Annotated in this window: 24 protein-coding genes and 1 tRNA gene; 16 read left to right on the top strand and 9 right to left on the bottom strand. The window is 46.3% G+C overall.

Annotation, left to right across the window (positions count from 1 at the left end; translation table 11 throughout):
- Positions 1-12 precede the first annotated feature (12 nt).
- The 5 genes from remB to dnaA all read right to left on the bottom strand — a co-directional run bounded on the left by remB (position 13) and on the right by dnaA (position 4371).
- Complete coding sequence (remB, locus tag A7K91_RS08415) at positions 13-264, bottom strand: extracellular matrix regulator RemB (RefSeq protein WP_068681609.1); 252 nt, start codon at positions 262-264, stop codon at positions 13-15.
- A gap of 29 nt (positions 265-293) precedes the next feature.
- Entirely contained in the window at positions 294-1403 is a 1110-nt protein-coding gene (gene recF, locus A7K91_RS08410; RefSeq protein WP_068681608.1) for a DNA replication/repair protein RecF, read from the bottom strand.
- Between the two features lie 28 nt (positions 1404-1431).
- Positions 1432-1647, bottom strand: a complete 216-nt coding sequence (yaaA, locus tag A7K91_RS08405) for a S4 domain-containing protein YaaA (protein WP_068681605.1) — start codon at positions 1645-1647, stop codon at positions 1432-1434.
- Positions 1648-1681: 34 nt separating this feature from the next.
- Entirely contained in the window at positions 1682-2824 is a 1143-nt protein-coding gene (gene dnaN / locus A7K91_RS08400) for a DNA polymerase III subunit beta (protein ID WP_068681603.1), read from the bottom strand.
- A 194-nt stretch (positions 2825-3018) separates the two neighbouring features.
- A complete protein-coding gene (dnaA, locus tag A7K91_RS08395) occupies positions 3019-4371 on the bottom strand; it encodes a chromosomal replication initiator protein DnaA (protein WP_068681601.1) in 1353 nt (450 codons plus the stop codon).
- Positions 4372-4948: 577 nt separating this feature from the next.
- Here dnaA and rpmH point away from each other — a divergent pair.
- The 12 genes from rpmH to A7K91_RS08330 all read left to right on the top strand — a co-directional run bounded on the left by rpmH (position 4949) and on the right by A7K91_RS08330 (position 16187).
- The gene (rpmH, locus tag A7K91_RS08390) at positions 4949-5083 is read left to right on the top strand and encodes a 50S ribosomal protein L34 (protein WP_068681599.1); all 135 of its coding nucleotides are present in this window, start codon (positions 4949-4951) and stop codon (positions 5081-5083) included.
- Between the two features lie 94 nt (positions 5084-5177).
- Positions 5178-5516, top strand: a complete 339-nt coding sequence (gene rnpA / locus A7K91_RS08385) for a ribonuclease P protein component (protein ID WP_068681597.1) — start codon at positions 5178-5180, stop codon at positions 5514-5516.
- Positions 5517-5723: 207 nt separating this feature from the next.
- Complete coding sequence (locus A7K91_RS08375; RefSeq protein WP_068681634.1) at positions 5724-6458, top strand: YidC/Oxa1 family membrane protein insertase; 735 nt, start codon at positions 5724-5726, stop codon at positions 6456-6458.
- Positions 6455-7075 (top strand): RNA-binding cell elongation regulator Jag/EloR, encoded by a 621-nt coding sequence (gene jag, locus A7K91_RS08370; protein WP_068681593.1) that lies wholly within the window; start codon positions 6455-6457, stop codon positions 7073-7075. The genes A7K91_RS08375 and jag overlap by 4 nt, the downstream gene beginning before the upstream one ends.
- 89 nt (positions 7076-7164) lie before the next feature.
- Positions 7165-8544 carry a tRNA uridine-5-carboxymethylaminomethyl(34) synthesis GTPase MnmE gene (mnmE, locus tag A7K91_RS08365; protein ID WP_068681591.1) on the top strand — a complete coding sequence of 460 codons (1380 nt, stop codon included), beginning with the start codon at positions 7165-7167 and terminating at the stop codon, positions 8542-8544.
- A gap of 12 nt (positions 8545-8556) precedes the next feature.
- Positions 8557-10449, top strand: a complete 1893-nt coding sequence (gene mnmG / locus A7K91_RS08360) for a tRNA uridine-5-carboxymethylaminomethyl(34) synthesis enzyme MnmG (RefSeq protein ID WP_068681589.1) — start codon at positions 8557-8559, stop codon at positions 10447-10449.
- Entirely contained in the window at positions 10446-11174 is a 729-nt protein-coding gene (gene rsmG / locus A7K91_RS08355; RefSeq protein WP_068681587.1) for a 16S rRNA (guanine(527)-N(7))-methyltransferase RsmG, read from the top strand. Before mnmG ends, rsmG begins: the two co-directional genes overlap by 4 nt.
- 583 nt (positions 11175-11757) lie before the next feature.
- Positions 11758-12576 carry a nucleoid occlusion protein gene (noc, locus tag A7K91_RS08350; protein ID WP_068681585.1) on the top strand — a complete coding sequence of 273 codons (819 nt, stop codon included), beginning with the start codon at positions 11758-11760 and terminating at the stop codon, positions 12574-12576.
- 130 nt (positions 12577-12706) lie between these two features.
- Complete coding sequence (locus tag A7K91_RS08345; RefSeq protein ID WP_068681583.1) at positions 12707-13480, top strand: ParA family protein; 774 nt, start codon at positions 12707-12709, stop codon at positions 13478-13480.
- Positions 13461-14312 (top strand): ParB/RepB/Spo0J family partition protein, encoded by an 852-nt coding sequence (locus tag A7K91_RS08340; protein ID WP_068681581.1) that lies wholly within the window; start codon positions 13461-13463, stop codon positions 14310-14312. The genes A7K91_RS08345 and A7K91_RS08340 overlap by 20 nt, the downstream gene beginning before the upstream one ends.
- Before the next feature lie 132 nt (positions 14313-14444).
- Entirely contained in the window at positions 14445-15611 is a 1167-nt protein-coding gene (locus tag A7K91_RS08335) for an aminotransferase class V-fold PLP-dependent enzyme (RefSeq protein ID WP_068681632.1), read from the top strand.
- 93 nt (positions 15612-15704) lie between these two features.
- Positions 15705-16187, top strand: a complete 483-nt coding sequence (locus A7K91_RS08330) for a DUF4446 family protein (RefSeq protein WP_068681579.1) — start codon at positions 15705-15707, stop codon at positions 16185-16187.
- A 39-nt stretch (positions 16188-16226) separates the two neighbouring features.
- On the opposite strand, the gene yyaC is transcribed toward A7K91_RS08330, so the two are convergent.
- Positions 16227-16835, bottom strand: a complete 609-nt coding sequence (yyaC, locus tag A7K91_RS08325) for a spore protease YyaC (RefSeq protein WP_068681577.1) — start codon at positions 16833-16835, stop codon at positions 16227-16229.
- An 84-nt stretch (positions 16836-16919) separates the two neighbouring features.
- Here yyaC and A7K91_RS08320 point away from each other — a divergent pair, with 84 nt between their 5' ends.
- From A7K91_RS08320 to A7K91_RS08310, 3 genes are read left to right on the top strand one after another with little or no spacing between them, the layout of a single operon-like run.
- On the top strand, positions 16920-17159 hold the full coding sequence (locus tag A7K91_RS08320) for a putative Se/S carrier protein (protein WP_068681575.1): 240 nt from the start codon (positions 16920-16922) through the stop codon (positions 17157-17159).
- A 40-nt stretch (positions 17160-17199) separates the two neighbouring features.
- Positions 17200-18036 carry a mechanosensitive ion channel family protein gene (locus A7K91_RS08315; protein WP_068681573.1) on the top strand — a complete coding sequence of 279 codons (837 nt, stop codon included), beginning with the start codon at positions 17200-17202 and terminating at the stop codon, positions 18034-18036.
- 3 nt (positions 18037-18039) lie between these two features.
- Complete coding sequence (locus A7K91_RS08310; protein WP_068681571.1) at positions 18040-18252, top strand: DUF951 domain-containing protein; 213 nt, start codon at positions 18040-18042, stop codon at positions 18250-18252.
- A 184-nt stretch (positions 18253-18436) separates the two neighbouring features.
- On the opposite strand, the gene A7K91_RS08305 is transcribed toward A7K91_RS08310, so the two are convergent.
- The 3 genes from A7K91_RS08305 to A7K91_RS08295 form a co-directional block, all read right to left on the bottom strand.
- Complete coding sequence (locus A7K91_RS08305) at positions 18437-19906, bottom strand: M56 family metallopeptidase (protein WP_068681570.1); 1470 nt, start codon at positions 19904-19906, stop codon at positions 18437-18439.
- A gap of 9 nt (positions 19907-19915) precedes the next feature.
- Positions 19916-20290 (bottom strand): BlaI/MecI/CopY family transcriptional regulator, encoded by a 375-nt coding sequence (locus tag A7K91_RS08300; RefSeq protein ID WP_068681568.1) that lies wholly within the window; start codon positions 20288-20290, stop codon positions 19916-19918.
- A 101-nt stretch (positions 20291-20391) separates the two neighbouring features.
- Positions 20392-21777 (bottom strand): ABC transporter substrate-binding protein, encoded by a 1386-nt coding sequence (locus A7K91_RS08295; RefSeq protein WP_068681566.1) that lies wholly within the window; start codon positions 21775-21777, stop codon positions 20392-20394.
- A 229-nt stretch (positions 21778-22006) separates the two neighbouring features.
- Between A7K91_RS08295 and A7K91_RS08290 the strand changes: the two genes are divergently transcribed.
- A tRNA-Ser gene (locus A7K91_RS08290) sits at positions 22007-22094 on the top strand.
- Positions 22095-22153: the final 59 nt, after the last annotated feature.

Raw genomic sequence — 22153 nt, 5'->3', positions numbered from 1 at the left:
CTCTTCCTGTTCCTATCCATTCGCTACAAACTGATGCGCCCTCTTCTTAAGCGTTGAGGACGAAATCGGCGAATAATAAATCCGTTTTTTGGTGACGACGATGGACTTGGGCTCTTCCTCGCCAATCGTCTCTACATCCTTGCGTTTGCGGGCTCCCGCAACAAATTGCTTGGAAAGCTTGGAAGACTGCTCGATTGAAATATCGAAAATGGCAACGAGCTCCGACGTGCGAATGATCTTTTCGCCGCCAAGATGAATATACATGCCGTCTCACCTCTTCTAGGGCGTGTTTGCTACCTAGTCACTCTGCCTTCGCGCACATAATAGATGCCGGCATCGTGGAGCTTGCTCATGTTGACGCTCTCCAGGCCGGTCGTTGTAATAAAGGTTTGCACCTTGCTTTGAAAGGTTTCTATCAATTGGGTTTGCCGGTTCTGGTCGAGCTCCGACAATACGTCATCCAGCAGCAATAACGGATATTCGCCGATTTCTTCCCGAATCAGCTCGATCTCCGCCAGCTTAAGCGACAATGCCGTTGTCCGCTGCTGTCCTTGCGAACCGAAGATATGGGCCTCCTTGCCGTTAATGAAAAAAGCAAGATCGTCCCGATGCGGTCCCGCAAGCGTGACTCCTCTCCGAATCTCCTGATCTTTCACCTGTGTTAACTTTAACATAAATTGCTCAAATAAAACAGTTTCATCTTGTTCGAGGTCGCATTCGAAGGAAGGCCGGTAGGCGATAGAAAGCTTCTCCGAGCCTCCCGTAATGCCGGCATGAATTTGTTCCGCAAAACCTTGCAGCTTCTGTATAAAGTCTTTCCTTTTTTTCATAATTTTAACACCATGTTCTACCAGCTGCATATTCCATATATCCATCATCGTTTCGTTCATTTTGCCGCCGCTGCCGGATTTCAGGTAGTTGTTGCGCTGCTGCAGCACTTTTCCGTATTGCTGGAGCGTATACAGATAGCCGGGCTGTACCTGCCCGATTTCCATATCCAGAAATCTGCGGCGTACGCCCGGCGTTCCTTTCACAATTTCCAAATCCTCGGGTGCAAACATGACGACGTTAATTGAACCTATAAAATCGCTCAGCTTACGCTGCTCCAGCCCGTTGATTCTGGCCTTTTTTCCTTGAGAGGAAAAAGCCAGATCCAGCGTAACCGTTCCGTAGCGCTTATCCGCTGCTGCGCTGATTCGGGCTGCGTCTCCCTGCCAGCCGATTAGCTCCTTGTCCTTGGAGGTGCGATGCGACTTCGATAGAGCCAATACAAATATAGCTTCCAGGAGATTTGTTTTTCCTTGTGCATTAGGCCCCAGAAATACGTTTACTCCGTTGCTCGTTTCCAGCTCCAGGCTTTCATAGTTGCGATAATTTTGCAAAGCAATGCTTTTCAAAAACACGTTACGCCCTCCCGGCCCGCTTCACGCTTTATTTTGCCGTTACGATAAAAGCGCCGCAGCCTTCCACTTCCACCTTGTCCCCGGGATACAGCTTGCGGCCGCGACGGTTGTCAGGCTCGCCGTTAATGTGGACAACTGCCTCCTGCAGAAAAAATTTCGCTTGTCCACCTGTGGATATGCAATCTGAAAGCTTCAAAAATTGTCCTAACGCAATATATTCCGTATCAATGCCGATTTCCTTCATTATTTTTTGCCTCCCTTCCAAATGGCGGTTTCCCTTAGCCGGTTGTCCGATATGGCAGAATGACATACATGCTGAAATCATGGTCCATTGGCCGGATAATGATGGGGCGCATAGCTCCTGTAAAACCAATAAACAGCTGCTCGCTGTCGATTACTTTCAGTACGTCCAGCATATATTTGGAGTTAAACGCAATTCGTAGCGGCTGGCCCGACATCTGCGAAGCATCCAGCTGCTCCGTTACCCGCCCAAGCTCCGTAGAGCTGGAGGAAATTTCAATGCCTCCGCTTTCCAGCGTCGTCAGACGAACAATGTTTGTTTTTTCCTCGCGGGACATCAAATAAGCGCGGTCGATTGCGTCCATCAAATTTTTAGTGTTCAGCACAAGCTCGGTTTCATAGGAGCTGGGAATGATTTTGGATGTATCGGGATAGGTTCCGTCCAGTATGCGCGTGTAAAACAGAATGTTGTCCACTTTGAACAAAACCTGGTTATCGGCGACAACTACGTCAACCATCGTATTTTGATCCGGAATCAACCGGGACAGCTCAACCAGTGTTTTGGCCGAAATAACAATATTGCTGAAATGATAGGAGCTGTCCAGATCAACCTTTGTCGTACGGCTTGCAAGACGATGGCGGTCCGTAGCGGTAAACTTCAGTTCGCCTTCGTTAAGATTCCACAAAACACCGGTAAGAATAGGGGTTTGCTCGCTTGTTGAAGCTGCAAGCACCGTTTGGCGAATCATGGACTTAATCAAGTCGCCTGGAATTTGAATCATTTGATTTTGATCCACGGAGGGCAGAACAGGGTATTCTTCGGGATCCAGCCCCACCATTTGAATTTCCGATGAGCCGGAGGAAATAACCGTTTGGAATTGGCCTGTTACTTCAATGGCGACTTGATCCGACGGCAGCTTTTTGACAATTTCCACAAAAAACTTGGCGGGAAGCACAACGCTTCCGGGTTTGTCGATTTGAGCAATAATTTTGTCTCCTTGTTCTACGGAAACAAAGCTTTGAATAGATATATCAGTATCGCTGGCGGTTAACGTTACGTATTGATGATTTACATCTATTTTGATGCCTCCAAGTATTGGAATGGCAGGCCGTGGCGATACAGCTTTGGCGACTTGTTGAATCGCATCGTTTAATTCGTTTTTGGAGATGGTTAATTTCATCTTTTCACCCGTTTCTTTGGAATTCGGATTTTGCGGTTTTTAATGTTCGTTTACTGCTATTAAGACGGTATTTTTTTAAAGAATTTTAGTAGTAGTAGCAGTAGGGGGCCTGAATATGTGGATAACCCCATGGAACAGGGATGAAGCAAGCCTATCCACATGTGCATAGTGTGTGTATAGGCTTGCTTCGTTGTTCACATATGATTTTTAATTTTTTCAATCAAATTTTGGATAATCTTCCCGAGATCCTGATCCAGCTTTAATTGCTGAGTAATTTTTTCATGGGCATGAATAACAGTAGTATGATCGCGGCCGCCAAACGCTTCCCCGATTTTGGGCAAGGAATAATCCGTCAGCTCGCGAGACAGATACATGGCTATCTGGCGCGGATATGCAACAGCCTTTGTCCTTTTTCTCGCTTTGAATTCTTCCAGGCGCAGACCGTAAAATTCACCAACTTTGGTCTGAATGTCGTTAATCGTGATCATTCGCGGACGGCTGGATGGAATGATATCCTTAAGCGCCTCCGCCGCCAAATGCGAGGTAATGTCGGCATTCATTAAGGAAGAGTAGGCGACAACCCTTATGAGCGCGCCCTCCAGCTCGCGGATGTTGGTGTCGATCTGGCTGGCGATATAGTTCATGGCTTCGTTTGGAATATCTAAATTTTCGGAGCGCGCCTTTTTGCGCAGAATCGCGATGCGCGTTTCCAGATCCGGCGCCTGGATATCCGTAATCAGTCCCCATTCAAACCGCGAGCGCAGCCGGTCCTCAAGGGTCGGGATTTCTTTTGGCGGGCGGTCGCTGGAGATAACAATTTGCTTGCGCGCCTCATGCAGGGCGTTGAAGGTGTGGAAAAACTCCTCCTGCGTCTGCTCCTTGCCGGCGAGAAACTGGATGTCGTCAATGAGCAAAACGTCGATGTTGCGGTATCTGGTGCGGAAGCTTTCGCCCTGACTGTCGCGAATGGCGTTGATGAACTCATTCGTAAACTTTTCGGACGAGATGTAAAGCACCTTGGTATCGGGATTATGCTCCATTATAAAATGTCCGATGGCGTGCATCAGATGCGTTTTGCCGAGGCCGACTCCGCCGTAAAGAAACAGCGGGTTGTACGTTTTGGCCGGGGCTTCCGCCACGGCGAGAGAGGCCGCATGGGCAAAGCGGTTATTGACGCCAACGACAAACGTATCAAATGTATATTTTGGGTTAAGCATATGGATATGGGGCTCGTCGCTCATTATGGGAGCTTGAACCGGCTTTGGCGGCGGTATAAGGTTTTGCTCCACCGATTTTGGTTCTTCAATTGAAAATTTTACGTCGACCTGTCTTCCCAGAAATTCCTGAAGCGTTTTTCTGATCAGATTAGTATATCGTCCTTCCAGCCATTCTGCGGCAAAAGTTGTCGGCGCTGTTATTTCAAGTAGGGAATCATCGCGAAAAGAAGCTTTGGTCGCCTTGAACCAGGTGTCAAAGCTTGGTTTGCTGAGCTTCGTTTGGATGATTGACAATACTTGTTGCCATAAATCGTAGGTATGGCTGTCCACAGACTGTCACTCCTTAATCGTCACTTGCTTGAGGGCGCGGTACGCGCGGAAAATATGTCGAATAGGGCGGCGTTCAGACGAAGCCGTCCACATTATGACGGATTTTATGGTAAGATTCATAAACAGGGGATGAGTTTGTTCACAATGTTATCCACAACCTGTTAATAAGATTGTGGAAAGAAGTAGTCCATCCACAACGAAAACATATCCATCATAGCAAATGACGCCTTATATTTCAACGAATTTAAGCATATTATCCACATTCTCAACAGCTTGTGTATAAATCTTATCGACAATACTAGATATTGTTTATATCATGTTAAGAATTCGACAAAGTTCGCTCCAGACACGAAAAAATTGTCCACATGTTATTAATTTTTGGCGAATGAAGCCTTAAAAGTCTGTTATCCACAGCTTGAATTAACTCCTTGGGCATTCATGAGGTCATTCCAATTTTACGAATAATGGAGAGATTGACTTTTCAGTGCTGGCGTGGTTTAATAATAAAAGTGATTTTTGCGAACCATACGGCCTGTTGCCGTTTATGCAAGAATGCGTTAATAGGAGGTGCAGCTTAATGAGACCTACATTTAAACCAAATGTCAGCAAACGTGCGAAAGTGCATGGCTTCCGCAAACGGATGAGCTCGAAGAACGGTCGCAAAGTTTTGGCGGCTCGTCGTCAAAAGGGTAGAAAAGTTCTGAGCGCGTAAGCATGAGACCACTTCCGGTGGTCTTTTTTTTATTTTCATTTAGGGCGACACGCCTTAAAAGGTTGTACTTTAAGAACGAATGGTGGAGTCAGCTGTGCGTAGAAAATTGCGTTTGCGAAACCGTGCAGATTTCAGCCGGATATACCGGGGCGGCAAGTCGTTCGCCAATGGACAATTTGTTGTGTATTGGTCCAGACAGAGGAATGCCGATCCATTCCGGCTTGGCGTATCCGCCAGCAAAAAAATCGGCAATGCGGTTGTTCGCAACCGAATGAGACGTATGGTGAAGGAAATTGTTCGTCATATGGAGGATCGGATTATACCGCAAACCGATCTGATCCTCATTGTTCGAAAACCGGCAACGGCCATGACATTGCGGGAAATGGAAAAAAGCATACAGCATGTATTAAAGAGAGCGGGATTGCTTAAATAGTTAAAAGTCCTCTTTCTATATAAGGGTTGATTTTTAATGGAGGAAGGACTTTTTGTATATTCTCATGCAGGTACGCCGAGCCTGCTTGTTTATTTGTGTTTTTAATTGTGGTATAGTCAATGGTGGAGTAGACTATGTTAAGGCTCTCAGAGAGGAGATTGGATTTTGTTTCGGAATTCAACGAAAAAGTGGCTCCTGGTAGTTGGAATGATCTTGCTAGTCGGCCTGCTTGCAGGCTGTGCGCCAGCTGATCACACCATGGAGACGGAAGATTTATTGAAAGGGAACTTCTGGGAGAAATATGTAGTATACTATTTCGCCACTACGCTTGATTCGTTTGCTGGCTGGTTTGGCGGTTCCTATGTGCTTGCGATTTTATTGTTGACGATTATCGTGCGCACGCTTATTCTGCCCCTGACCCTGAAGCAATACCGCAGCTCCAAGGCAATGCAGGCGCTGCAGCCGCAAATGGCGGAAATCAAGAAGAAATATAAGGACAACCCTCAAAAACAGCAAGAGGAAACAATGAAGCTGTTCCAAACTCATCAGGTTAATCCAATGGCCGGCTGCTTGCCGATATTGGTGCAGATGCCTGTATTTATCGCACTTTACAATGCGATCTACTGGAACAAGGATATCCGGACAGACTCCATCTTTGGTTTTGTTCTCGGTGAGCCAAGCCCATGGTACTTCCTGCCGATTCTTGCGGCGATTACTACTTTTGTCCAGTCCAAAATGATGCAGAAGCAGCAAACGCAGCAAATGCCCGGCATGGGCATGATCATGGCGATCTTCCCTGTGTTGATTTTCGTGATGTCTACGTCGTTCCCTGCTGCATTGCCGCTGTACTGGGTGTTCAGCAACACGTATACAATTGTACAAAATTATTTCCTGTATGTACGTTCATCTGACAAGGGTAAGAAGGAGGTCCTTGCAAAATGAAGAAAATCGTCGCATCAGGCAAAACGATAGAAGAAGCTGTGCGTAACGGCTTGGCACAATGGCAAGTAACGGAAGATCGTGTTAATAAAGTCGTGCTGGAGCAGCCTTCCAAAGGCCTGTTTGGTCTTTTTGGCGTCAAGGAAGCCAAGGTCGAGCTAGAGCTTATTCCGGATCCCATCGAAGAAGCAACCGCATTCCTCAAAGAAGTGGCGGCAGCGATGGGACTAGAAACCAGTATTGAGCGTAAGCAAACCAAAGAAGGCGTCTTGCTGGCCGTTTCGGGCGGCGGAGAGCTGGGAATGCTGATTGGACGCCGCGGCGGCACGCTTGATGCCTTGCAATATTTGACTAATATTGTTGCCAATCGTTACTCGGACAGCCATGTTCGTATCGTTCTTGATGCAGAGGATTTTCGGGAGCGGCGCCGGAAGACGCTTGAGGAGCTTTCTGATCGCTTGGCCGGACGCGTAATCCGGACAAGGAAGGAAGTTGTTCTGGAGCCGATGTCGCCTCATGAACGCAAGGTTATCCATTCTCAGCTTCAGAACCATCCCAAGGTAAGAACCTTCAGCAAAGGCGATGAGCCTAGCCGTCGAGTTGTTATCGCACTGAAGTAGAAGTTGAGCGTACCTAAGATAAAATTATAGTTGACAGCAATGGCTTGGTTTGAGGTCATTGCTGTTTTTCGATTTAGAGGTGATAGGACATGATTCATGATACAATTGCAGCCATCTCTACAGCAGTTGGGGAAGGCGGAATTGCGATAATTCGGATAAGCGGCCCCGACGCGATAATCGGAGCCGATCATATTTTTGCATCCAAAATCAGTCTAAAGGACGCAGAATCGCATACGGTGCATTATGGCCACATTACCGATCCCGTAAGCGGAGAAAAAGTGGAGGAAGTGCTGGTTACGCTGATGCGCGGCCCGCGCTCCTTCACGGGCGAGGACGTTGTCGAAATCAATGCGCACGGCGGCGTAATCGCAGTACGCAAGGTGCTGGATCTTGTTTTGCAGCAGGATGGAATTCGGATTGCGGAGCCTGGGGAGTTCACCAAACGCGCTTTTTTGAATGGACGAATTGATCTGATGCAGGCTGAGGCGGTTATTGATCTTATTCGCTCCAAATCGGATCGCGCATTTACGGTTGCACGAAAGCAGGCTGAAGGTTTATTATCCAGGAAGATCAAGGCGCTTCGCGGAACGGTGATCGAGCTGCTTGCGCATATTGAAGTTAATATCGATTACCCGGAGCATGATGTGGAGGAAATGACCAGCGCTTATATCCGGGAGCAATGTCTCCTGGCGATCGCTGAGCTGGATAAGCTGCTGAAAACAGCGAGCGAAGGCAAAATTTTGCGTGAAGGTATAATGACCGCTATTGTAGGGCGCCCGAATGTGGGAAAATCGTCATTAATGAATGTGCTCACGCAGGAGGAAAAGGCGATTGTAACGGATATACCTGGCACAACAAGGGATGTAATTGAGCAGTTTGTTACGATTAATGGCATCCCTTTGCGCTTGCTGGATACGGCAGGTATTCGTGAAACAAGCGATGTGGTGGAGAGGATTGGCGTGGAGCGGTCACGCGATGCGCTTCAAGGCGCTGATTTGATTCTGCTTCTATTGAACCATAATGAGCCCCTTCACGCGGATGACAGGGAGCTGCTGCAGCAATTGGAAGGCCGTCAGGTCATAGTGATTGTGAACAAAAACGATTTGCCGGGCCGGCTGGAGCTTGATGAGGTTGCGGGAATTATGCCAACGGCTCCTATTGTGCATATGTCGGTGCTGCAGGAAAGCGGACTTGACCAATTGGAGAAATCCATTAGCGATCTATTTTTTGAAGGCGGACTGGAAGCGGCTGATCTGACTTATGTCAGCAATGTTCGACATATTTCACTGTTAAATCGTGCAAAATCGTCGTTGGAGGATGCCATTGAAGCAACCTACAGCGGCATACCGATCGATGTTATTCAAATCGACGCGCGTTTGGCTTGGGAATCGCTTGGCGAAATATTGGGCGATGAGGCAGGGGATTCGTTGATTGATCAAATTTTTTCGCAATTTTGTCTTGGAAAGTAGGGGGGTTAGGTAATGAGATATTTGGCTGGAGAATACGAGGTTATCGTCATTGGAGCAGGCCATGCGGGCTGCGAGTCAGCTCTTGCATCCGCCCGTATGGGCTGTGAAACATTGCTGCTGACCATTAATTTGGATATGGTAGCGTTTATGCCATGCAATCCGTCCATCGGCGGTCCGGCCAAAGGTCATGTTGTGCGTGAAATAGACGCTTTGGGCGGCGAGATGGGCCGAAATATAGATCGAACGTTTATCCAAATGAGAATGCTCAACACAGGCAAAGGACCGGCTGTTCATGCCTTGCGCGCTCAAGCGGATAAATTTGAATATCAGCATTTAATGAAGAAAACAATCGAAGAGACGCCTCATTTGACCTTGCGTCAGGGGATGGCTGAGGAACTAATCGTTGAGGATGGCAAATGCGTTGGTATTGTTACCAAATCAGGCGCAGAATATCGCGCCAAGGCGGTAGTTGTAACAACAGGCACCTATCTGCGGGGCAAAATCATTATGGGCGAGCTGATGTATGAGAGCGGCCCTAATAATCAGCAGCCGTCTATCAAGCTTTCGGCCAGTCTGAAGGAACATGGACTGGAGCTGATTCGTTTCAAAACAGGCACGCCTCCGCGCGTGCATAAAGACAGCATTGATTTTTCCAAAACGGAGATTCAGCCAGGCGATGAAAAACCGAAATTTTTCTCCCATGAAACCAAAACCTCCGATATTGAGCAAATACCATGCTGGTTAACGTATACGTCTGAGGATACGCATAAAATTATTAACGATAATCTGCATCGCGCTCCAATGTTTTCTGGCGCTATTGAAGGAACAGGACCTCGTTATTGCCCATCCATTGAGGATAAAATCGTTCGTTTTGCCGATAAGCCAAAGCATCAAATTTTTCTGGAGCCGGAGGGAAGACATACTTCGGAGTATTATGTACAAGGCTTGTCAACAAGCATGCCAGAGGATGTACAGTTGGGTATTTTGCGCACAATTCCAGGTTTGGAAAAAGTTGAGATGATGCGTACGGGATATGCGATTGAATATGATGCGGTTATCCCCACGCAGCTGTGGCCTTCTTTGGAGACCAAGGTCATCGATGGGTTATTCACAGCTGGACAAATCAACGGAACCTCCGGTTACGAGGAAGCGGCAGGTCAAGGTATCATTGCCGGTATTAATGCCGCACGTAAAGTACAGAACAAAGAGGCTGTTATTATTGGCCGATCACAGGGCTATATTGGCGTCATGATTGATGACCTGGTTACCAAAGGAACCAATGATCCTTATCGTTTATTGACCTCCCGCGCGGAATATCGTTTACTGCTTCGTCATGATAATGCAGATTTGCGTCTTACGCCACTGGGTTACGAAATCGGATTGATTACGGAAGAGCGCTACAAGCAGTTTATGATGAAAAAAGAGCTGGTTGAGCTGGAAACGGAACGTTTGCGTTCCACTAAAGTAAAGCCCGAAGAAATGAATGCCATGCTGGAAATGGCAGGTTCGGCGCCAATGGTGCAAGGTGGAGATGCGCTGTCTCTTTTGCGTCGTCCAGAAGTGACTTATCAGCATTTGGAATCGGTGTTGCCTTCTCCTTATGAATTGAGTGAAGAAATGAAGGAGCAAGTGGAGATTACCGTAAAATATGCGGGATATATTGAAAAGCAGCTTCTGCAAGTAGAGCGTCTTAACAAAATGGAGAAAAAGCGTATCCCGTCTGATATTGATTATAGCGATGTCCGTGGTCTGGCTTCCGAGGCGAAGCAAAAGCTGGATGTGATTCGCCCGCTTTCTATCGGGCAGGCTTCGCGAATTGCTGGGGTTACTCCCGCAGACATTTCCATCCTGCTCGTATACCTGGAGCATTATAATCGGGTTACGGCTGCGAGAGGTTCACAATGAATGAAACAAACACAATTGGCTGGTTTACAGAGCTGCTAAAGGAGAGAGGGATTGACCTCTCTTCTCATCAGCTTCAGCAATTTCATCTCTATTATTCCATGTTAGTGGAATGGAATGAAAAAATGAATTTGACCGGCATAACCGAACAGGCTGCTGTATATGAAAAACATTTTTATGATTCGCTGACTCTTTCTTTTTTTCTTCCCATGAAGGAGCAGAGAAGCCTGGCTGACATTGGATCAGGTGCAGGATTTCCAAGCATCCCGCTAAAAATTTGTTTCCCGCATTTAAAGGTTGTGATCGTAGATTCATTAAACAAACGAATTCAATTTTTAAATGCGTTGAAAGATGAGCTTGGACTTAATGATGTGGATTGTGTCCATGGCCGCGCGGAGGATATAGCCAGGCTTCCGGCTCATCGTGATCAATATGATGTGGTTACGGCTAGAGCCGTCGCACGCTTGAACGTTTTAAATGAGTTTTGTTTGCCATTTACACGTAAAGGCGGTTTTTTTGCAGCGATGAAAGGTTCGCAATCCGGTGATGAAATTGCGGAGGCAACTCCAAGCTTCAAACTGCTGAAGGGGAAATTAAAGGCGGAGCACAAGCTTATGCTGCCTCATGAGCAATCAGAAAGAAGTATTATTATTGTCGAAAAAACAGGCGATACCCCATCGAAATTCCCTCGCAAGGCCGGGCTGCCATTAAAACAACCAATTATATAAAATAAACACATTTTTGAGCTATTGTTTCACGTGGAACAATAGCTCAAAACATTTTATAATAGATACATAATGTCAAGCAGGATTTCATTCCATATTCGTCGAATTTTTACCACATAACATATTGAATTGGTTTTGTGCCTTCTAAAAATGATAGTTTGTTTTTAGCTGCTAAACCTGCATCTAAACACGGTTTTGTATCCTGAATGGCCGTGGCTGCGAGATGCTTACTTCACACAGAATAACCGGAAAGTCTAGATTTGAGCCTGCTTCTGCAGAGAATCAGCAATGAATACCCTCATCCATGCGTTTGGAGCTATATTAGCTTGGGTTAGTTTGCAACAAAGACATCATTGTTTTGTATCCTTTTGTAAAACAATGTTTGACTGGCATTGTGATGTCAGCATCTGCTGTTGCAAAATGAAGCGATATAGCCGGTGGGTTTATTGTTGAAACTGGCAATCGGGAACTTGTCTTATTGCTGGATGTCTCATGTAGCAACATGCCTGCTTGTTTACTTCATTTACATCATACAAGTAGCAAACAAATGCTAGATTTATCAAAAAATCGGGTGGTTGTAATCAAGATGAAAGAACAAATTTCCCGTTTGTTTGGGTTGTCCGAGCAACGTACCAGTCAAGATGAGGTACGGCAAATACCGATTGGCGAAATTGATACAAGTCCTTTTCAGCCTCGTACGATTTTTGATGACGAGCGTATTGATGAGTTGTGTCAAACGATTAAAACACATGGGGTTATTCAGCCAATCGTTGTCCGGGTGCGCAATAATCGATATGAAATCATTGCTGGCGAGCGTCGTTGGAGAGCGGTCACGAAGCTGGGGTATGATACGATACCAGCCATTATTCGTGAATTTAATGATTCGCAAACAGCCTCCATTGCATTAATTGAAAACCTTCAGCGGGAAGGGCTAACAGCTATTGAAGAGGCGGTTGCCTACCAAAAACTGATTGAACTTCATCAGCTTACTCAGGAAAGCTTGGCCCAGCGCCTGGGTAAAAGTCAATCAACAATTGCGAATAAGCTAAGGCTGCTTATGCTGCCAGAGGTAATCAAGCAGCACTTAATGGAACGAAAAATCACGGAGAGACATGCTCGGGCATTGTTGTCGCTAGATTCAGAGGAGCTTCAGCTTAAGGTGCTGGAGGAGATTGTTTCGAAGGATCTTAACGTTAAACAAGCTGAAGCAAGAATTGCATTTCTTAAAGAAGCTGCAAAAAGCAAAAAAAGCAAACGGATATCATTTACAAAAGATGTTCGGCTTGCTCTTAATACAATTCGTCAATCCATTGAAATGGTGTCCGGATCAGGTCTGAAAATAAAGACAGATGAAAAGGATCATGACGATCATTACGAAATTACGATAAAAATACCGAAGCGATAATGAATATCGTCTAATTTTAGTTACAATCCATAGCATGACATGCTATGATTAATATCGACTTATGGGCCGCCTTCACTGAAGGCGGCGATGCCATTTATATCAAAAGTTTCACACATGAGGTGAATGAGAATTGTCCAAGATTATTGCGATTGCCAACCAGAAGGGCGGTGTCGGCAAAACGACAACGTCAGTCAATTTAGCAGCTTGTCTTGCATCACTGGGAAAAAAGGTATTGCTGGTTGATATCGATCCGCAGGGCAATACAACAAGTGGCCTCGGTATTAATAAAGCCGATGTGTCCAACTGTATTTATGATGTTTTAATTAATGAAGTTCATCCACAAGAAGCAATGGTAGAAACCAGTGTTCCAGGTTTATTCGTTATTCCGGCAACCATTCAGTTGGCAGGCGCAGAAATCGAATTAGTTCCAACGATATCCAGAGAGCTCCGTTTGAAGAAATCGCTTCAAATGGTGAAAAATCAATTTGATTATGTCCTTATTGATTGTCCGCCATCCCTTGGGATTTTGACAATAAACTCTTTGACGGCAGCAGATTCAGTCCTTATCCCGATTCAATGCGAATATTATGCGTTGGAGGGACTGAGCCAGCTCCTTAATACGGTGAGATTGGTTCAGAAACATTTAAATACCACACTTCAAATTGAAGGGGTATTGCTAACCATGCTTGATGCACGTACGAACCTGGGCATCCAAGTGATTGAAGAAGTGAAGAAATACTTCCAACAGAAGGTGTATCAAACGATTATTCCGAGAAATGTAAGGTTGAGCGAAGCGCCCTCCCATGGTCAAGCTATTATAACGTATGACCCAAGATCAAAGGGTGCAGAGGTTTATCTTGAACTTGCAAAGGAAGTGATTATGTATGAGCAAGCGGCTAGGTAGAGGTCTTGACGCGCTAATACCGTCCTTATCCGTACAGGATGACGATAAAGTTATTGAAGTATCGCTAGCTCAATTACGTCCTAACCCTTATCAGCCTCGGAAAAATTTTGATGAGGATTCCATAAAAGAATTGGCGGAATCCATTAAGCAACATGGCGTTATCCAGCCTATCATCGTGCGAACTGTTCTTAAAGGCTACGAAATTATTGCAGGGGAACGTCGTTTCCGTGCATCGCAATATTGCGGTAATACAACAATTCCTGCAGTAGTCAGAAGCTTTACCGATCAGCAGGTGATGGAAATTGCTCTTATTGAAAATCTGCAGCGTGAAGACCTTAACGCACTTGAGGTGGCTGTAGCTTATCAAGCATTGATGGATAAGTTTAACTTGACGCAGGAAGAGCTTAGTTTAAAGGTCGGCAAATCCCGTTCTCATATTGCCAACTTTGTAAGGCTGCTGTCGCTGCCTGAGGAAATCAAGCAATATGTTTCACGTGGAACAATTTCAATGGGACATGCACGTGCGTTGGCAGGGATTAAAGAAGTTTCTGTTCAAAAGGAATTGGCTGAAGAAACGGTTAGCTCGGAATGGAGCGTTCGTGAGCTTGAGGATGCGATTCAATCCTTGGATTCTAGAGGGAAAAAGGATCAAAAGCCTGCCAAGCAGAAGAAGAGAGATCCCTATATCGAGCATTTAGAAGAATCGTTGAGAGAGCAATTCAAAACAACCGTAAAGATAAAGCAGCAAAAGGATAAAGGGAAAATTGAGCTGCAATATTACAATAAACAAGATTTGGAGCGTCTGCTGGAGCTGCTGCAAAAGCTGGCGTAATATAGCGGTCAAAAGCAACAATTGGATAAAGAAATATAAACGATAAATGGCATATCGAAGTTGTAATCTTTCATTTGAAGGATTAAACTAAGATATGCCATTGTTGTTGAAGAGGGGGATGTGATCATGACCATGGAAGAACAAAGATTGATTTATTTGGATCATGCGGCAACATCGTGGCCGAAACCGCCGCAAGTAACGGAGGCAATGCTTCAAGCGGCCTTAAATGACGCCGCTAATCCGGGACGCGGAAGCCATGCAATGGCTGTTAGAGCAAGCCGAATTATGTTTGATACACGCAAGTGGCTATCTAAACTTTTTCATATAAAGAATCCAAATGACATTGCTTTCACCTGCAATACGACGATGGCGCTGAATATGGCCATTAAAGGTTGGGTAAAGCCGGGAGATCATGTAATAGCAACCTCGATTGAACATAATTCAGTAAGAAGACCGCTATATGATCTGGAGTTGAAACATGGCGTCCAGGTGAGTTATATAGAAAGCAATGCAGAGGGTGACATCCAGGTAAGTCAAATCGCAGATGCCATTAGAAGTAACACTTCGTTAATTATAGTTACGCATAGCTCAAATCTTCTTGGCAATATTTTGCCTGTTGCAGAGATTGGCGAATTAGCACGAAAAAAAGGCATAAAGCTGCTTGTGGATGCGGCACAGAGCGCAGGTATCCTGCCCATTGACGTGGAAGCCATGGGTATTGATATGCTGGCGTTTCCGGGTCACAAAGGGCTGCTGGGGCCGCAAGGCACCGGAGGACTTTATATCCATCCCGAGCTTGATCTGGAGCCGCTTCTGCATGGCGGCACGGGAAGCCAGTCGGAAACGCCATGGCAGCCACAGGTAAGACCGGATAGATATGAAGCCGGGACGCAAAATACACCAGGGCTTGCCGGTCTTCAGGCAGGCGTCAGACATATTCTGAATGAGACTGTTCAGAAGATCCATACTAATGAATGGAGGCTGTCTCAGCGCCTGTTAGAAGGGTTGAGCGGCATAAATGGCGTTAATGTACTGGGTCCTGCAATTGGCGAGCCTAGAACAGGGATTGTGGCTTTCTACGTGGATGCCATTGATCCGTCGGAGATGTCTTTTATTCTGGATCAGCATTACGGAATTGCGGTAAGATCAGGCTTCCATTGTACGCCGCTTGCGCATAGCAGCGCAGGCACTGCAAAAACCGGGGCGGTAAGGGCAAGCGTCGGGCTATATACGACGGAGCAGGAAGTTGATGCACTGACGGAGGCCGTGAAGGAAATTGTTGAGCAATACAAGCTGTAAGAAGCGCATCGCGAAGCAAACATTAAAAAGTGTGGTTAGCCTCACCCTAAGCTGAGGCTGAGTCATAAATAGAGTGGGAGATGGAAACAAGGCATGGGGGACTGGTTATTGGAACCGGCAGGCATTGCGATCATACTGGTGGCAGCTGTGATATTGTTGTTAATGATCTGGATAGGCGTCTTAAGCTCCAAGGTAAAAAAGCTTCGCAAAAGCTACATGGCGACAATGGGGGAGACAGGCATCACCAACATGGAGGATGTGGTGATTGAACTGAGAAAACAGATTGAGGATAATCGCTTATACAGCAATCAGCTTCATCAAAGATTGGCCGAAGTGGAAGCCAAGCTTCCGGCAATGAAAAGCATGGTTGGCGTTGTCCGATACAATGCTTTTTCGGACCATGGCAGCGATCTCAGCTTTTCGATTGCGTTATTGAGTCCCAAGCAGGATGGAGTTGTATTCTCGGGACTCCATGGCCGCGACAGCACGTATGTTTACGCGAAGCCGGTTACAGACGGCGAATCCAGTTATCCGCTTACGCCAGAAGAGCGCAAAGCGATTCAGGAAGCAAAGTAGCAAAGCTGTGAAGTGCTGCCAAGCTAGCAAAAATCAGAATTAATTGCTTTCAGCCGCAGCGGATTGGGCTCTCATTAACGATGTAGACCGGATGTGGGAGGCCACAGCAGAAAAAAGGCTGGAGGCAATAATTTCAGACATACGCATTACGAGATGAAGCCGAGTGTTTTGCAGCACAAAATACTCCATAAAGCCGCCGACATTCACGATTCCGGTAATATGAATATCGCCAACCGGAGGAAGTTCCTTGTTGACGCCTGCGCCGGGCTTAACCGGCCCTTCGCCGACCTGAATGCAGCCTACGCTGGAAACCTGTCCGAGACAAGCGTCAATGCCGATGACAAAAGGATGTTTAAAGCTATGGTTGATCGTCGTTAACGTTTCCTCCAGATTCATGGCATGTACAGGCTCCTCCAGCGTGCCGTAAAGGTGAAAATGAGGGCTTTTAAATTTCAGCAGAGCCGAACCAATAAGCGGGCCCAATGCGTCGCCGGTTGAACGATCGGTTCCTATGCAAACAATGACGACAGGGCGATCGGAGGCAAGCTCCTCCAGGTGGCCGATCAGACGATGGGTAAGCATGCCGGCGGCGTTGGTCGTTGTATAAGGAACTTTAAAAGGCGTCTCTTTGCCAAATGGAAGCTTCATAGAATCCCTCCAATATCAAATATGTTACTAGTATATGGATGAGACTTCCGTTTTATACGTCTTGATAGCCATAGAGGAGGACTTATGCTTATCGCGTTTGATTCAACGCAGCAGGCCCTTCGAGCCGAGATGCTGTTGGAATATGTAGAAATCGAAATAGATATATGCCCAACTCCTAAAGAAATTACAGCCGGATGCGCCTTGTCCATCCATTTTGAAGAGGGAGACTTGGAGCAGGTAAAGCAAGTGATTGTTTCGGAAAAGGTGGAAATCCGGGGCATTTTCCAAGAGGTTGCGGTAGGCGTTTATAAGTTAATCGAATAAGGCGGTTACAACCATTTGATCGGGAGCTGGTAATGACCGTATGGGTAAAATGTATAACTCGTTTGTGGAATGGCTGAATAAAAATTGGGAGTGGGAATTGATCGGTTTATCAGCTATCCGGATTGCTGCCATTCTGGTTATTGGCAGGCTTGTTATCTGGCTGCTGCACAAGACGATTAATCGCATTGTGCTGGATAATGTGGGCAAACGTACATTGAGCCAGGCCCGCCGAATGACGACGGTAGGCAAGCTGTTAAAAAACGTCACGACGTATATCATATATTTCATCACTTTTATGCTGCTGCTGTCCGAGTTTGGCGTCAATTTGGGGCCGCTGCTTGCGGGTGCAGGCGTTGTTGGCCTTGCTATCGGCTTTGGCGCGCAAAGCCTGGTGAAGGATATTTTAACGGGCTTTTTTATCATTCTGGAAGACCAGTTTGCAGTGGGGGATGTTATTCAGACGGGCAAGTTTAAAGGCACGGTAGAGGTCATCGGTTTGCGGACAACCCGGATTGTGAGCTGGACGGGAGAGGTACATATTTTACCCAACAGCATGATTCAGGACGTTACGAACTTTAGTATTCATAATTCGCTTGCGGTTGTGGATGTTGCTGTACCGTTTGCGACGGATGTCAATTCCGCGATGGAGTGGATTCAAGTAACAGTGAACAGCCTGCATCATGAAAATATCATTCAACCGCCCAAAGTATTGGGCGTGCAGAGTATAACGGCCGCCGATATGGTGATTCGCGTCATTGCCGAATGCAGGCCTAATTCGCAAAGTGCGGTGTCCCGGCTGCTCTATAAAGAAATACAAGAAATGCTTCTGAGTAAAAGCGTGTCCAGCTCTATTAAAAATGAAATACAGGAGGGATGAGGCATGGAACGTAAAGAATTTCAGCTCGGCGATATTGTTCAGATGAAAAAGCAGCATCCTTGCGGTACAAACGAGATGGAAGTTATTCGGATGGGGATGGATATACGGATCAAATGCGTGGGATGTCAGCATAGCGTATTGATACCTCGCGCCAAATTCGAAAAAAACATGAAAAAGGTTCTGCGTTCCAAGCCGCAGAGCGCTGAGGGCGAATAAGAACGAATAAGAATGAATAAGAATGAATAAGAATGAATAAGAATGAACAGCCTGTAACGGCTACAGAAAAAAGCGCAAGCTCAGGGGAAGAGGAAAACTCTTCAATGCTGCTCCTGACCTTGCGCTTTTGTTATTTTGTTATTGGATAGAAAATTAGGCACGGTTTTTCAGACATTAACGATACCTATTCGACGGAAGGGCGTATGCTGTCTTCCATGACGTTAAGCTTATTCTCGCTTATTTTGCCCGACTCTGAAGGAAGAGGCGCCGGCACTATTATCGGTTGCGGTGATTCGGCGGCAATGGTACTATTGCTACCTTCCGCAACCAGCATTGTATCATCGGAGGGCGCTATTTCATTGATAATTGGCTCTGCGGCTGAAGGGGAAGAGGATGGTTCTGGCAAAATGGTATTTGGCTCAGATACGGGCCCTTGATGGTTAGTTGCATTCGTATTCGTATCAGGACTAGTAGTTGTGTCTTTAATAGCATTAGCATTGGCATCATTAACACTTGTGATATCCGTATTATGCTTAAGATTGGCGCTGGAGTCCCTGTTGGATTCATTATCGTCTTTCTCTCCAAGTCCGGTCAGCTTTATGGGATCGCCAGTACCAGGATCTGCAACCGCTGGAGTAACCGATGAAGCCCAAATGGCTGCAATTATGCTAACCGCTGCAACCATCATTACAGTTGATAAAAGCAGGATCATCGTTTTTTTACTGTGTTTCTTAACATGTAACATAGCGTTTAACCGCCTTTTTAATTTTTTTCCCTCACCGGATAAAGAAGCGCCAAATTGCACTGGAAGTCTTCTTGCAAGAAGCTGGTTGCCGGCCGATACGTTCAGAATGGTTTGACCATAACGCAACCGCTCCGAACGCGACATCTTCTTGACTACCGCTTCGTCGCATGACAGCTCGCTCCAAGTCGCAAGGTCTTGACGAAGCAGGTGAACCAGAGGGTTAAACCAATGCAGGGCGCTTATGCCAAGACTGGCAGCCTTCACCCATATATCTTTCCTTTTTAAATGAATCAGCTCATGCCGAATGACCATGTCCCAATCCAGGCCGTCTATGGAAGCGGCGGGGAGATAGATAGTTGGGTTGAAGAAGCCGACCAGCATAGGACTTTGCAGCAAGGGGCTGGAAGCAAGAGCAACCTTGCTTGTTATGCCCAAATCAGCCTTAACGGCAGCTAACCGCTCCGCTGCTTCGCTATTGGCCGCAACCGCGCTTTGGCTGCGCCTCAACACAACGGTAAACCGAATATAACCATAAAGCTGCCATGCAGCGAATAGGAGTGCTCCTGCGGCCCACAGCGCCAACAGAACGATAACCGCATTTTTGGGCACAGTCAGTATCGGCTTGGCTGTAATCGACAAAAGATTGGACAGAGATAATGGATTAGGCATTTGTAAACCGGCTTTATCTCTTAGCAATGCAGAACCTTCGGAAAGTGTGGATATAACGCTTATCCGCGGCAGCGCAATAGTAACAGGAAGCAGATAAAAGACAATGGCCATTTTGCCTAATTTGTAACGCCAAAAGGCAGGGAAGCGTTCTGCAGGTACAAGACGAAGCAAAAGAATGGCAGCAGAGGCAACGCTTCCGGCTATAGTCAACGTAAATAAAAGCTCAAGCATAACATTCATGTGCGTCACCTACTTTTCCGAAAGCCATTTTTTGAGTTCGACCATGTCTTGGTCGGACAGCTTGTTACCATCGTACATTGCAGAAATCATATTTTTGACAGAGCCTTGGTACAAGCCGTCCAGCACCTGCTGAGTTTCCAGCAGCTTGTATTCCTCCCGGGACAGACGGGGAGCATATTGGTTGGTACGTCCATTCCTGGTAAATGTCAATGCGCCCTTGTCTACCAATCGCGACAAAAAGGTAGAGATCGTCTGCGCCTTCCATTCGCGTCCTTTTTGCATAAAGACGTTTAACAGCTCGGTTGAAGTAACCGGCGGCGTGCAGGACCAGATCTCTTCCATTAACTCCAATTCCGTGTCGGATAATTTCTGAACGTGGTTCATTTCGAACACCTCTCTATACGTTTTCCTGATTCATTAGGTTTGTGATCACTACATACCGTAGTGGGGAAAACGTACTACAGTCGGCAATATGCTGTCAAGCTTTAGAGGGTATCTTCCTGCTCCTCTTTTATAAGCTTTTCTTGAGCCTGTCTTTCCATTGCAGCCAATGCTTCCTCAATTGATTTTTTTCCGTCCAGCACCTGCTGAAATTCATCGTCCATAACAGAAGCAAACAAGCTGTTGAACCTGCCTATATCCAAACCTTTGGAGCGGGAGGAAGGCTCCAGCTTATAAAATGGATCCATGCTCATTCCGTCAATATCGGGAATAAAGGCGGTTCGGCTTAACAGGGTGCCTGGAAGAGACAACCTTGATCGGATTCGGGCAAATTCCTCACTGTTGACGAATTTAACAAACTCCCAGGCAGCTTTAATGTTTGGCGAATCATGGCTGATAGCCAATATTTCATTAATGCTGAAGGATTGGCTTTGTCCACGGTTAGCGGGGTCGACGGGTGCAGTTACCATGCCCCAGTTCGGCATTTCGCCATCATCCATTTCCTCCTTTGCTTGCTTGAGGCTTTCGGGATCAAAGGAGTTGCCCATTTTCATCGCAATTTTTCCGGAGATAAAGGGATCTTCACGGTAAAAATTATCAAAGGTTTGCATTTCCGGCTGCTCAGACAAACCAATTGCTTTAGCCTTAACAGCATCTGCAACGCTTTGAAAAGCATTTTTCCAGCCTTCCGTATTTAACGTTACCCGCCTGCCGTCAGGACTTAACAGAGCAAGGCCATTCGTTGTTCCAACAGTGTAGGCCAAGCCGCTGTACGTATTAAATAAAGGCAAGCCAAAGCCGTAGACCTGACTGTCGCCATCCTTTTGAGACTGGAACTGTCTGGCCAGCATCAATACTTCATCCCAGCTCATGGAATCGGTAGGAGGCTGTATCCCGTGTTTTTGGAACAAATCCTTGTTATAGAGCAGCACCTCGCTGTTAAACATCGGAGCAAGCCCGTTTAGCTTGCCGCCCGACCGGTCACGGAGCAGCTTAAGTATTGCAGGATGGATGCCTTCCAGGTCGAACTTATCCTGCTGAACAAATACGTCAAGGTCAACCAGCTTTTTCTCATCCGACAGCCTTTCATAATCATCCAAGGAAAGCCAAAGGACATCGGGTTTTTCCTTCTCCAGAAAGGAAGCTATAAAATTGCTATCGTTTTCTCCCGATGGATCAAACAATTGTGTATTTAATACCTCGATAGTGATGTTAGGGAATTTGCTAATAAAGGCGGTGCCGTAATCCCGGTAAAATTCATCCTCGTCATAACCAAACATCACTTTAATGGTTACTTCCTTATCTTGGTTCGGAGGTTCATTAGCCCCATTGGGGCCGCTACTCCCGCTGGAGCATGCTGTTAACAGCATCGACGTTGATAAAAGAACGCTAAAAACTGCCGTCAGCGGATTCCATCTCTTTAAGATCATAAACCTTCAACCTTTCCTTAAGCAGTTCCGGTACGTTATGCGTCCATAACGTCACACATTTTATTACTACGTCGCGTAGTGAATATAAACTACTACATCATGTAGTGGTTTGTCAAGCGTCGAAAAACATGGTCTTATGCCATTCTCAAAATGAGTCCCGGATTAGTACAATTCGCTTGCAAAGCTCATCCCTGCTATGGTACAATCTTTCTTGTGCCGCTATTATTGCGGAGAGGTACCCAAGAGGCCCAAGGGGGCTGACTCGAAATCAGCTAGGCGTGTCAAAGCGTGCGTGGGTTCGAATCCCACCCTCTCCGTACTCTAGAAATGACAGAAACCTTCTACATCGACATGTAGGAGGTTTTTTTGTGTTTTG

It is taken from the genome of Paenibacillus oryzae (genome assembly GCF_001675045.1).
In the GTDB taxonomy this organism is placed as follows: Bacteria; Bacillota; Bacilli; order Paenibacillales; family Paenibacillaceae; genus Pristimantibacillus; species Pristimantibacillus oryzae.
This window is presented reverse-complemented; position numbering and strand designations above follow the sequence as displayed.